Genomic DNA, 13,252 nt, shown 5'->3' with positions numbered 1-13,252 from the left:
TAGTTGTAGCTACTATGATTATTTCTTTTGTCTAACACGGAGTACTGGCGGTATCATTGGCACAGATGATACTTCCAGCAATCGCTTTACAACCTTTTTTGATGCGTGTGGCCTCATCAATTATCTGATCAATGTTTTCATATTTTTGCTTGCTGTTGGTTACAACGGCGATAGATACCGACACGAGAGGAATGGGCCGATTCAGCCCGGAACGCCCTTCTCCCAGAACATATTGATTATGCCAATCATGTTCGTTGTAAAACGTCTTTTTCATTTCCTCAAAACCTGAGATGACTTCCTCACTAATATGTTTGTAATCATGGTGATTCAGGATTGTAATAAAATCATCACCACCGATATGTCCAAGAAAAGCTTCAGGCGGAACAAATAGCTTACGAAGCAAGTTAGCTGTCGCCTGAATAAGCTGATCCCCCATTTTGAAGCCATAGCTATCATTGTAAGATTTGAACTGATCGAGATCAACGTACAGTACGCTAAAATGGTCCATCTGAAGCGCCTGAGACAGCCTTTCATTTATGATATGGTTCCCTGGAAGGCCTGTCAGCGGGTTCATAAAAATCGCCATTTCAGCACGTACATCAGCAACAGCAAGCAGCAAACGTCGAATACTCACAGCTCCATAGAAACTTTCCCCTGACGTGACCAGCACAAGATCATATATTTCGCCTTCATCTCGGTCCATGGCTAGAACACTGACATCCGTAATCTGTTCCGAATAATCCACGACCAGCGCCTGCGTGTTCATTACTAGTTCTACAGGACGTCCCATATACAGATTATAGCCATATTGGGTGCCAATCTGCTGAAAGAATCGGGGCCGCATCATTAATGACACACCCTTCTCCCCCATAACAGCTATACCTTCCAGACTAGGGTTAGACTTGAAAAGATGAAAAACGATATCACATTTTGTATCAGATTGTACTACAGGAATCGGTTCAGCAATCTTGCCTATTTGCGTAAACATACTATTCTACTCCTCTGTTCGTAGCATCTAATCCGAACTTTTCAAATATATATGTAGGTCTTTGTCAATGGTCACATCGTACCACTTTCTACTTGAAAAAGCGTTAACTGGAGGTAAAAGTTTATGAAATATTTCCTTTTTCTGAATTTTGCTATAGGGAACTTTCTTTATTGTTTAATCTCAAAATTAAGTAACAATGATGCAAAATTAAATTTCATCATCATGATCTGAGTTATCTCGTTATCCAAAAATACCGTCAATTATTGGATATCTTTAATCCAATAAAATGACGGTATTCGTTGGCATATATTCACAGAAGTTTACAGGCATGAAATGAACGAATTCAGATATAAGCCGCCATAATTCATGTGGCTAGAATCTAATCTGAATCCAAAATTTCTTGCCCAATCACTACTCCTGACCCTTTCAGCTTACCTTATGCTCAATTCTCAGCTTGTCAGCAACCATCGCGATGAATTCCGAATTTGTTGGTTTCGACTTGCTGATGTTAATCGTGTAGCCAAACAAGTGGCTGATGCTGTCGATGTTACCACGAGTCCATGCCACTTCAATGGCATGACGGATGGCACGTTCGACGCGGGACGGCGTCGTTTTGAATTTTTCGGCAATCGCCGGATACAGTGTTTTGGTGATGGCTCCCAAAATTTCGATATTGTTATACACCATCGTAATGGCTTCGCGCAAATACTGATATCCTTTAATATGCGCAGGAACACCGATTTCATGTATGATGGACGTAATGCTTGCATCCAGATTTTTGTGTTTGCCCATTGGCACAACATTGGATTTCATGAACATGGATGATCCGCTGCTCGTAGACATCGCGGTCTGTGTTCCAACCAGTTGACGCACTCGATTAGCAAGCACTTCCATGTCAAACGGCTTGAGAATATAATAAGAAGCTCCGAGTTGCACGGCACGCTGTGTGATATTCTCTTGTCCGAATGCCGTAAGCATAATGACTTTTGGCTGTGGAGACAGGTTCAGGTTGCGCAAACGCTCAAGCACACCCAGACCGTCCAGATGAGGCATGATAATATCCAGAATCAATACATCCGGCACATCCCGAGTTTGCTCCAGCAATTGCAGTACTTCTTCTCCATTGTATGCAATACCGGTTACTTCCATATCTTCCTGCTCAGATATATATTCGGCAAGCAAATTCGTAAATTCACGATTATCATCGGCCAGCAATACCTCAATTTTTTGCAAAACGGTATCCTCCTTTAAATTAAACATCGTTTCGTACATTTCCTTACAGGTTAAATTTTCGACACAGCAAGTTAAATTCCTCCTGTCGAAAATTATTTTTCTTTATTTTTTTTTCTTGATCCTATATAATAAATAATTTATTTCATTATCCGATATATTATGTTTGCTTTCGACAAAAAAGAACCTCAGGGCTGTTTAGCCAGCCTTGAGGTTCTTATCGTTTTCCTTTTTCATCATCACACCAGCATCTTGTAACATCCATTCAATGAAGCAACCGTAACCCGATTTCGGATCATTCACGAATACATGAGTAACTGCACCGATCAACTTACCATTTTGTACAATGGGGCTGCCACTCATCCCTTGAACGATACCTCCGGTCTTATCCAGCAGTTTCGGGTCCGTGATTCGAAGTACCAGACCTTTTGTTGCTGGTTCGGTTTGATCTGCCACATGAACAATGTCAATGGAGAAGCGTTCAACTTGTTGACCGTCAACCACGGTAAGTATTTCGGCCGGTCCTTCTTTGACTTCATGAGAAAAAGCGACGGGAATACCTTTCGAATACAGACTGTGCTCAGGATTTCCGGACATTTTACCAAAGATGCCAAAAGCCGTATTACGTTCAATATTGCCCAAAATTTTGCTTTCCTTGAGGAAATGAGCACGTTTTTCACCCGGATCACCGGTCTCGCTCTTCGAAATTGACGTTACATTGGACTGAACAATCTGACCACTACCCACAACAATAGATGTCTGTGTGTTCATATCTGTAATAACATGGCCCAGTGCGCCGTAAACGCCCTGATCTGGAGCATAGAAGGTAAGTGTGCCAACACCGGCTGCAGAATCACGAATGTACAATCCAAGCCTCCACGCTTGATCCTCGGAGTCATACGCCGGAGTTAATCGTGTCTTCACCGTTTCCTTACCACGTTTTAACACAACATCAATACCTTTTTTACTTTTACCTGCAAGTTCAACGGCTTCAGAGACACCTGCCACGCCATCCAGGCGTTTACCATCCATATGCGTAATCAGATCTCCAAGCTTAATGCCTGCCGTTTCTCCTGGCGATACACGCTCATCCTGCCCAGAACGGACCAGATGATGACCTACCACCAGAATGCCTGCCGATTTAACTTTGACGCCAATCGTTTGACCCCCGGGTACAACACGCAAATCCGGTATCACATTCACATGGACTGTTTTTACCGGAATTTTCCCCCACAACTTCAACGTTAATTTGGCATGTCCCGTCTGTTGAGGGTGAAGATGCAAAGGTTGTTGCCTGGTAACATGCATCGCTGCCTGATCATCCAAACCAACGATATCAGGACGATCTACAACGGCGCTTGAAGCAGCAGGAACAGCGAGCCGGACATCCGCTTGCCTGCCAGCAAACACCTGCAATTCATCCGGCAGTGAAGCATAACTTTGCACAGGCTGAATGGCCTGGCTAATCACACAAAGAAAGAAGGCAAATAAAAGACCTAGCAATTTCTTCCTGAGGGGGGAATTCAATGGCTGTCACACTCCCTTTGCTTCTTTCGCTTGACGAAAGGTGGTCGCCAATTGCGTACCTATAAGATAACCTCGCCCCCAGGCTTTTATTACTGTCAATCATTACGCCAGCCGTCCGTTTCACCCTTTTTTGGCTTCCGCCAAATTCAGCATTTCCTGTGCGTGATGCAGCGTTTTTTCTGTAATTTCCACGCCGCCCAGCATACGTGCCAATTCCTTCACTCTGCCTTCGTCTGACAGCGATTCCACCTGCGTCATCGTCCGTCCATCGTAGACATGTTTCTCAATGAGATACTGATGATCTGCCATACAAGCCACTTGTGGTAAGTGAGTTATTGAGAAAACCTGACAAGTCGAAGACAAGCGGAACAGTTTTTCCGCAATGGATTGAGCTGCTCTACCGCTAACACCAGTATCAACTTCATCAAAAATCAACACAGGTATCCGGTCATGTCGCGCAAAGATACTCTTCATCGCCAGCATCATTCTCGACAACTCACCACCTGAAGCAATCTTGCCAAGTGGTCGTAATGGCTCGCCCGGGTTCGGTGAGATCAGGAATTCCGCATTGTCCGCACCCTGACGATTCAGACGAATACGGCGTCCATTCCATTCAATGCCCTTCGGATCTTCGAATGGAGTAATCTGAACACGCAGTGTAGTCCGTTCCATTTGCAGATCCTTGAGTTCACTTTCCACCTGTGCAGCAAGTTCCTCTGCGCATTGTTTGCGAACCTTGCTGAGTTCTTCTGCAGACTCCATCACAAGGTTCAGCATTTTGTCACGTTCAGCTCGCAATTTCTCCAGCCGTTCGTCCTTGTTCTCCAGTTGGTCGGTTTCATGGCTAATCTGATCATAATAACTCAGAATAAGTTCAACACTGTCCCCGTATTTCCGTCTGAGGCCAGAAATCAGATTCAGCCTTTGCTCCACTTCTTCCAACCTTGCCGGATTAAATTCAATCTTCTCCCGGTAATCCCTTAGCTGGAATGTCGCATCTTCCAATTGATAAAATGCGGATTGCAGCTGCTCTACAATTGGTTGCAGTCCTTTGCTATCATATCCAGAAATGTCTTCAATTCTTGAAAGAGCAATGCTCACAGCTTCAAGACCGCGTTGACCACTGAGCAGATCATATGCACCAGCAACACTGTCCATCATTTTCTCACTATGGGATAGTTTGACCCGTTCTTCCCCGAGTAATTCATCCTCGCCTCGTGTAAGGCTTGCCGCTGCGATCTCCTCAAGCTGAAAGCGATACATGTCCAAGAGTTGATATGCCCGCTGACTGGACTCCTGAAGCGCACGCAGTTCTTTTTCCGCCGTGATAAACTTGCTGTAGCGCTCCTGGTACTTCACTTTGACAGGTCCGATGACTTCCGAGCCATAGGTATCGAGAAGCCCCAGATGGCTCTCTGCACGCAGCAAACTCTGATGTTCATGTTGTCCATGGATATTGATCAGCTTCTCGCCTACTTCCCGCAGCATGGTCAGATTGACCAATTGCCCATTAATGCGGGACGTACTCTTCCCTTGAGTATTCAACTCACGCCGAATAACCAAATGCTCTTCAGGCTCACAATGGATACCGAGCTTCTCTAACGTCAGCCAGACCGGATGACTCTGCTCCATCTCGAAAAGGGCTTCCATCTCTGCCTTCTCACATCCGTACCGGATCAGATCAGCTGAACTTCGTCCACCGGCAATTAAGCCAAGAGCATCTATAATAATCGACTTCCCTGCACCCGTTTCCCCTGAAAGTACATGGAATCCCGGATGGAATACAACGTCCACTTCTTCCACCACAGCCAGATTTCGAATCGATAACGTAACTAACATCTGCAAAAACACCTCCGGATGACTAACTCAGAAATTATGTTTTTGAACCATTGCTTTAAGCAATATAACCCATGATGCGTTCAATAACGGTCACGCTGTTACCTTCAGTCCGGCAGATAATCAGGATGGTGTCATCTCCACAGATCGTGCCCATGACTTCATTCCACTCAATATTATCAAGCAAAGCTGCAATGGAGTTGGCTGTTCCCGGCAAACATTTCATCACAACCAGATTGTTTGTGTGATCAATGTGCAGGAAGTTGTCAACGAGTGCACGCTTCAACTTTTGAATCGGATTGTATCGTTGATCTGTTGGCAAAGAGTACTTGTATCTTCCGTCATCCATCGGAATCTTGATTAACAGAAGTTCCTTGATATCTCGGGATACCGTCGCCTGAGTCACCTGAAAACCTGATTTGCGTAGTGCTTCAACCAGATCATCCTGGGTCTCAATTTCATTTTGACTAATGATTTCACGAATCTTGATGTGCCTTTGTCCTTTCATACATGCCTCCAGTTAAATGTATTGCAATAAAGCAGCAATTTTAGTTCGCCGCAGACTTTGCCCTGTAATGTTCATCTTTTTATATTAGTCCAGATCATCCCCATCATACACATCTTCCTGATAGTCCATGAGCCTGATTAACTTAATATCGGAATCCTCCACGTCAACATACAGCAATCCTTCACAGCCAGGATATAACAACAGATAATTGAGGAAGCGATCTCTTAGCGCAGGGCCGGTCATTTCAATTGGCTGTCTGCGACGAGACGTTTTCACCAGGTATCTGAGATCCTCACGTTCTGCAACATAATCAATGAATAACCTGCTGTAATAAACGGATTCATTGGCCTCAAAAGCCAGAGGAACTTTCATCTTGCCTCCGATGACTTCGTAACCCTGTGCTTCAAGCAAATCCAAGGCCGGGGAATCCTGAATCTTCACGTTCAGTTGCATTCCAGACAAGCTTACCGGCATCGGTCGGTTCACCCAATTACGCAAGCCAAAGAACAGCCACAAGATCAAACAGACAGCAAGTACACCTATAAAGATTGTGTCATATTGACCATCCATTATCGCTCACCTCGAAGACATATTCGAGGTTCAGTAACGATTTCCCTTTACATCAATCACCTTTCCAGCGAAAAGAAACCCATCTTATGATGAGTTTCCCGTAAATGTATGAGCTGCTTCCTTGGCAATTTGCTCTGCAAGTGCATCAAGTGAAGCTGGATCGTTCTCTGGTTGTGTTGCCTCTGGTGCTTCCAGACGCCAATGAGCGAGAAATTCTATATTACCTTCTCCACCAGTTATCGGGGAGAAAGTTAAACTCTGCAGATGCAAACCAAGTTGACTGGCAAAATGAAGCATCGTCTGCAATACATCTTTGTGTACCTTCGTATCACGTACTACACCGGACTTGCCTACTTTTTCACGTCCTGCCTCAAATTGAGGTTTAATCAATGCAACGATATCTGCAGGTTGTTTCAAAAGAGCAAGGAGTGGCGGTAATATGATTCGCAGTGAAATGAACGACACATCAATGCTCGCAAAGTTCGGCACGGGTCCCGTTAGATCTTCAGGAGTCACATAGCGAAAGTTGGTTCGTTCCATAACAGTAACCCGCTCATCATTACGCAAAGACCAGTCTAGCTGATTATAACCCACATCAATCGCGTAGACGTGAGACGCGCCATGCTGTAGTGCACAATCCGTAAATCCTCCGGTGGATGAACCAATGTCGAGCATGACAAGTCCATTCATATCAAGGTCGAAATGGCGGATCGCTTTTTCGAGCTTCAATCCGCCTCTGCCGACATAGGGATGTACCGAGCCTTTAACTTTCAGCTCGGCTTCCCTTGGAATTTTCATGCCCGCCTTTTCGATCGGCTCATTATTGGCATACACCAGTCCAGCCATGATTGCAGCTTTTGCCTTTTCACGACTTTCATAATAGCCCTGCTCAACCAGCAGAACATCAATTCGTTCTTTCGGGAGTGACATGTCTTTCTCCTATCAAGTAAATTTACGAAGGAAAACGTGTTTTGGGTATGCCGTAAGATGATTGAACAGCCATGTTGCGCAGCTCAGCACACACATTCTCAACGGTAAGACCCACTTCCTCACGTTGTTCCTTAATACTGCCATGCTCAATGAAGCGATCCGGAATCCCCATTAATTGTACATGAACATCATGCAGTCCCTGTTCTGCATAAAACTCCAGAACTGCACTACCCATGCTACCTGCTTGGGATGCTTCTTCAAGTACAATCAATTTGGTTCCTCGAACAGCCAGATCACGTAGCATTTGTTCGTCAAGAGGTTTGAGGAAGCGAGCGTTGATTACGCCTGCTGTAATACCTTCCCGCTTCACCATCTCCGCTGCTTCTTCTGCAAGCTGCACCATCGATCCTGAAGCGATGACAGCATATCCTTCCGATGGACGCAGTTGCTCCCATGATCCGATTGGGATCGGAACAAGTACATCATCCAGAGGCACACCGACCACATTGTTTCGTGGATAACGGTAAGCAATTGGACCTTCATTATAATCAAGCGCCGTTTTCATCATATGACGCAATTCATTTTCGTCTTTTGGCATCATCAGAACGATATTTGGAATATGGCGCATGAACGCCACATCGTATACCCCTTGATGTGTTTCCCCATCCGGTCCAACAAATCCGGCACGGTCAATGGCAAACATCACGTTCGCGTTATGCCGGCAAATATCATGTACAATCTGATCATATGCACGTTGCATAAATGTGGAATACACGGCGAAGACCGGCTTCAAGCCTTCCATAGCGAGTGCAGCACACATGGTCGCCGCATGCTGTTCTGCTATCCCTACGTCAATCATGCGATCAGGAAATTCTTTACTAAAAGGAATGAGACCTGATCCTGTAGGCATTGCTGGCGTTACAGCTACGATCCGCTTATCCTGCTTCGCAAGATCAATTAACGTTTGGCCAAACACTTCCGTGTACATCGGTTTTCCAACTGCCTTCAGCACTTGCCCAGATTCAATTTTGTACGGAGAAATCCCGTGCCACTTGTGCGAATCTGCTTCTGCTGGCTGATAACCTTTACCTTTGGTCGTGAGCACGTGAACGAGCACAGGGCCATCAACGTTATCTGCCTGTTTGAAGGTTTCAATCAATTTGGGAATATCGTGCCCATCAATCGGCCCCAAATACGTGAAGCCCAGTTCTTCGAAAAGAACACCTGGTACCATCATATATTTGACACTGTCTTTGATCCAGCTTGCCGATTTGGCCAATCGATCTCCAATAGCAGGAATTTTTTTAAGCATTCCCTCGACATCATCTTTTGCTTTCAAATAATGACGATCCGAACGAATTTTGCTCAAATATTTATGCATGGCCCCAACGTTTGGAGCAATAGACATTTCATTATCATTCAGAATAACCATCAGTTTTCTCTGCTCATGCCCGATATGATTCAGAGCCTCAAAAGCCATACCACCTGTAAGCGCTCCATCACCAATCATCGCGATAACTTGGTTGTCCTCACCCTTCAGATCACGTGCAAGGGCCATCCCCATCGCAGCAGACAACGAAGTACTGCTGTGTCCAGCTTCCCATACATCATGTTCGCTTTCGTTGCGTTTGACAAACCCGCACAGACCGTTATGTTGACGCAATGTATCAAAGCGATCCATACGCCCTGTCAGGACTTTATGCACATAAGCCTGATGCCCTACATCAAAAATCATTTTGTCTGCTGGACTGTTATAGCAGTAATGCAGGGCTACCGTGAGCTCAACCACGCCTAAGTTGGGTGCGAGATGCCCACCTGTAACAGACAGTTTCTCAATCAGAAACTGCCGGATCTCTGCCGACAAAAGGGCAAGATCATCCTGAGACATCGACTTTAGATCACTGGGTTGTTTAATTTGTGGAAGCAGCACGAGAATCTCCCCGCTTTCCTAGATTGTTTAGTTATTGTTGTAAATCGATATATACATTATGAATCAAATGACATTAAATCATTATAACATAAAAGAACAAGAATCATAATTTACTGCACTATACTCCCGATAACGAGCATTCTCGCCAGCAAGTTATTTAAAATTCTTCTCCATATGTATTCCCGCATCCACTCGGGACAGACTTTTTGCATCTACTCGGAAAAAGGACATTACATTCATTACACGGTTATACAGGTTTTGAAACAGCGCGTTTTATCAGAATCTAATGGTCTCGACTCATCAGGTAATCTGCAATTTCCAGCAATCTGGATGCATCAGGTAACTCAGCTCTTTCAAGTGCGTCTTTTGCAGATTGGGTAAGAGATTTCACCTCAGCTACAGAAGCCTCCATGCCAATAAAATAAGGATATGTTACCTTCTGCTGATTCACATCGCTCTGTGTTTTCTTGCCCATCTTCTGCTCGTCACCCGTCAAGTCGAGAATGTCATCCTGAATTTGGAACGCCAGCCCCAGATCACGGCCAAATACACGCAAGGCTTCCAATTGTCCTTCCGTTGCTCCACCGATTCGTGCTCCAGCAATGAGGGAGAAAACAATCAGGTCACCTGTTTTGTGCAAATGAATATATTGAAGCTGTGCAAGATCAGTCATGCCTTGCTCGCCTTCCATATCCGCAACTTGGCCACCGACCATACCTCTTGCTCCAGCGAGTTCGGACATGTCCTCTACGATGGACAGCAACGCATCTGCCGCCACACCGCTACGGCGTCCAGCTTGAACAATGCTATAAAAAGCATGGGTTAACAGCGCATCGCCTGCCAATATGGCTGTTGCTTCACCATATACCTTATGATTCGTTAATTTTCCCCTGCGGTAATCATCATTATCCATAGCAGGCAGGTCGTCGTGGATCAGTGAGTACGTATGAACCATCTCCACGGCGCAGGCTACCGGCATTGCAGCTGTACGCTGTGCACCGAAGGCTTCCGCCGCAGCAACGACCAGAAGAGGACGAAGGCGTTTGCCTCCGGCCATGAGTGAGTACTGCATCGAATCCGTCAACGATTGGGGTACATCCCAGTGATCGGGAAGCGTGTGTTTCAACGCTTCTGTCACCGCAGCTGTGACCTCTTCGAGGTATGCTTGAAACGAAGGACGATTACTCATGGACTTCACCGCTCTCATCGTCAGCAGTTCCGAAAGGCTTCTTGCGAAGGTCTCCATCTTCTTCTACGATCATCTCGATCTTGCGTTCCACTTGTTCCAGCTTCAGACCGCAAAGTTGCGAAAGTTTCATCCCGCGTTGAAACAGATCGATGGCCTGTTCCAACGGAACATCACCATGTTCCAGCTGACCTACGATGTCTTCCAATGCCGCCATTGCCTCTTCAAAATTCAATTCCGGTTCATTCGCCATGGGTATTGTCGTCCTCCTTCATTCCCCAAACCTGACAGTCCAGCTGTCCGTCTGTTAATTTAATCTTAATTGAATCTCCAGGCTGTACATCCTTTGTGGACTTGATTAATCGCTGTTCCTGCTCGTCATAGACAAGACTGTATCCACGTGACATGACTTTAAGCGGGCTGAGCGCATCCAGATGCCGCACAGATGATTTCCACTGTTGTTGCTTTGATCTGGTTATAGACCTGATCGCAAGTTCCAGTTGTCTGCGTGCTGCCGCATTCTCACGGCGTGCTGCATTAACCTGCTCACGAGGATTGAATCGTTGCAGTGCTGCCCGCAGACGCTCCTGCTTCTCTCCTGTCCATTTCATACGCGTATCCACTGTTCTCAAAAGCCGTTGGTGCATCATATCCAGTCGTTCGGTGTGTTGCATCAAGGTGCGTCTTGGATGAACAAGCACTGGCGAACGCTGTAATCTTGCGAGCCGTTCACGATTATGTACAGCACGTTGACGTAAGCTGTGCTGTAACTGGCGCTGACGTTGTCCGATCTGCTCAAGCAACTCGGCTCGATTAGGTACAGCTAACTCAGCAGCTGCTGTAGGTGTAGCCGCACGCAAATCGGCTGCAAAATCAGCAATAGTGAAGTCCGTTTCGTGCCCCACCGCAGAAATGACAGGAATATCCGAAGCGACTATTGCTCTTGCCACAATCTCCTCATTAAAGGCCCACAACTCCTCCAGTGAACCGCCTCCGCGTCCAACGATAAGTACATCGGCTTCTCCCATCCGGTTTAGGTTTCCAATCGCTTTGACGATGGAAGGTGCTGCACCCTTGCCTTGAACCAGAACAGGATACAAAACAACTTTGGCAGAAGGGTATCTGCGTTGGAGTGTGATCATGATGTCTCGCACCGCCGCTCCCGTCGGTGAAGTTACAACCCCGATGGTCTGTGGATAACGAGGAATCTGTCTTTTCCGCGAAGGTGAAAATAACCCTTCATCCTCGAGCTTTTTCTTCAGCTGTTCGTATGCCAGATACAGACTTCCAATTCCGTCGGGTTGCATATGGGTAGCGTAGAATTGATACTGCCCATCCCGTTCATACACCGAGACATTACCACGGGCAATAACCCTTGCACCCTCCTTCGGTACAAAGGGTAATCGCTGGTTATGGGAAGCAAACATAATCGACTTGATCCGGCTGTCCTTGTCCTTCAATGTAAAATACATATGGCCGCTGGAGTGATGTGTGAAATTGGAAATCTCCCCGCGTAGCCAGACGTCCGACAGGACCTGATCCGATTCCAATTTCATTCGGATGTATCGGTTCAGGTCTTTGATGGAGTAGATCTTTTGATCTGCCACAGACAAAACCCTAGGCCAATCCGTGAGCGCGCTTGGCAGCGATCAATGTATTTTGCATCAGCATTGTAATTGTCATCGGACCAACACCACCAGGAACGGGTGTAATTGGACCAGAAACTTCTTTTACACTCTCGAAATCAACGTCTCCTGCCAGTTTGCCATTCTCCAAACGGTTCATGCCGACATCAATAACAACAGCACCCGGTTTCACAAAATCAGCATCCACAAAATTAGCACGGCCGATGGCTACAACTAGAATGTCCGCCTGACGCGTAATTTCTTTCATGTTGGCTGTACGGGAATGACACATCGTTACCGTTGCATTCTCACGTTGCAGCAACAGCGATACAGGTTTGCCAACGATGTTGCTTCTTCCGATGACCACCGCATGTTTACCGGACATTTCCAGTCCAGTTCGCTTGATCAGTTCAATTACACCAGCCGGGGTACATGGAAGCAGACTATCGTCTCCAATAACAAGATTACCAACATTGACTGGATGGAATCCGTCTACGTCTTTATCCACGGCAATTGCATCAATGACCGCTTTCTCTTCGATATGTTTTGGCAGTGGCAGTTGAACCAAAATTCCGTTAATGGATTGTTGATTGTTCAGCTTGTCCACCAGCGCGAGCAGATCTTCTTGGGACGTATCTGCATCCAAGCGATGCACTTCGGAGTAGAAACCGAGGTCGTGACATGCTTTTTCTTTATTACGCACATAGACTTGGGATGCCGGATCTTCCCCGACGAGCACAACAGCCAGACCAGGTACTACCCCCTGTTCGCTAAGCTGTTTTACTTCTGTTGTCATGCTTGCGCGGATCTCTTGGGATACTTCTTTACCGTTAATAATAGATGCTGTCATTGTACTCTCTCTCCCTTATGTGAATATAAATTTAGAGGTTGTTCAAAAAGCCCGCTTTTGATTACAAAGGAT

12 protein-coding genes are annotated in these 13,252 nt (G+C 45.9%); all 12 read right to left on the bottom strand.

Annotated elements, in window-relative coordinates:
- Window positions 1–31: 31 nt before the first annotated feature.
- The 12 genes from MKX68_RS22075 to folD all read right to left on the bottom strand — a co-directional run bounded on the left by MKX68_RS22075 (window position 32) and on the right by folD (window position 13,180).
- Window positions 32–988 (bottom strand): GGDEF domain-containing protein, encoded by a 957-nt coding sequence (locus MKX68_RS22075; protein WP_340914094.1) that lies wholly within the window; start codon window positions 986–988, stop codon window positions 32–34.
- Between the two features lie 426 nt (window positions 989–1,414).
- The gene (gene spo0A, locus MKX68_RS22070) at window positions 1,415–2,221 is read right to left on the bottom strand and encodes a sporulation transcription factor Spo0A (RefSeq protein ID WP_062835258.1); all 807 of its coding nucleotides are present in this window, start codon (window positions 2,219–2,221) and stop codon (window positions 1,415–1,417) included.
- A gap of 195 nt (window positions 2,222–2,416) precedes the next feature.
- Complete coding sequence (gene spoIVB / locus MKX68_RS22065; protein WP_036614352.1) at window positions 2,417–3,745, bottom strand: SpoIVB peptidase; 1,329 nt, start codon at window positions 3,743–3,745, stop codon at window positions 2,417–2,419.
- 120 nt (window positions 3,746–3,865) lie between these two features.
- The gene (gene recN, locus MKX68_RS22060; protein ID WP_340914093.1) at window positions 3,866–5,584 is read right to left on the bottom strand and encodes a DNA repair protein RecN; all 1,719 of its coding nucleotides are present in this window, start codon (window positions 5,582–5,584) and stop codon (window positions 3,866–3,868) included.
- A 55-nt stretch (window positions 5,585–5,639) separates the two neighbouring features.
- Window positions 5,640–6,089, bottom strand: coding sequence for a transcriptional regulator AhrC/ArgR (ahrC, locus tag MKX68_RS22055; protein ID WP_017687604.1), 450 nt, complete (start codon window positions 6,087–6,089; stop codon window positions 5,640–5,642).
- An 84-nt stretch (window positions 6,090–6,173) separates the two neighbouring features.
- Window positions 6,174–6,659, bottom strand: a complete 486-nt coding sequence (locus tag MKX68_RS22050) for a hypothetical protein (RefSeq protein WP_074095691.1) — start codon at window positions 6,657–6,659, stop codon at window positions 6,174–6,176.
- Window positions 6,660–6,743: 84 nt separating this feature from the next.
- Window positions 6,744–7,589: a TlyA family RNA methyltransferase gene (locus MKX68_RS22045; RefSeq protein ID WP_340914092.1), complete on the bottom strand. Its 846-nt coding sequence runs from the start codon at window positions 7,587–7,589 to the stop codon at window positions 6,744–6,746.
- A 22-nt stretch (window positions 7,590–7,611) separates the two neighbouring features.
- Window positions 7,612–9,519: a 1-deoxy-D-xylulose-5-phosphate synthase gene (dxs, locus tag MKX68_RS22040; RefSeq protein WP_340914091.1), complete on the bottom strand. Its 1,908-nt coding sequence runs from the start codon at window positions 9,517–9,519 to the stop codon at window positions 7,612–7,614.
- Between the two features lie 283 nt (window positions 9,520–9,802).
- A complete protein-coding gene (locus tag MKX68_RS22035) occupies window positions 9,803–10,726 on the bottom strand; it encodes a polyprenyl synthetase family protein (RefSeq protein WP_340915474.1) in 924 nt (307 codons plus the stop codon).
- Window positions 10,701–10,958 carry an exodeoxyribonuclease VII small subunit gene (gene xseB / locus MKX68_RS22030; protein WP_340914090.1) on the bottom strand — a complete coding sequence of 86 codons (258 nt, stop codon included), beginning with the start codon at window positions 10,956–10,958 and terminating at the stop codon, window positions 10,701–10,703. The genes MKX68_RS22035 and xseB overlap by 26 nt, the downstream gene beginning before the upstream one ends.
- Entirely contained in the window at window positions 10,948–12,312 is a 1,365-nt protein-coding gene (gene xseA, locus MKX68_RS22025) for an exodeoxyribonuclease VII large subunit (RefSeq protein ID WP_338587739.1), read from the bottom strand. The genes xseB and xseA overlap by 11 nt, the downstream gene beginning before the upstream one ends.
- Window positions 12,313–12,322: 10 nt before the next feature.
- Window positions 12,323–13,180: a bifunctional methylenetetrahydrofolate dehydrogenase/methenyltetrahydrofolate cyclohydrolase FolD gene (gene folD, locus MKX68_RS22020; protein ID WP_017687597.1), complete on the bottom strand. Its 858-nt coding sequence runs from the start codon at window positions 13,178–13,180 to the stop codon at window positions 12,323–12,325.
- Window positions 13,181–13,252: the final 72 nt, after the last annotated feature.

Source organism: Paenibacillus sp. FSL M8-0212 (assembly GCF_038004645.1).
GTDB lineage: Bacteria > Bacillota > Bacilli > Paenibacillales > Paenibacillaceae > Paenibacillus.
The sequence above is the reverse complement of the archived record's forward strand: the minus strand, read 5'-3'. Positions and strand labels throughout refer to the sequence as shown.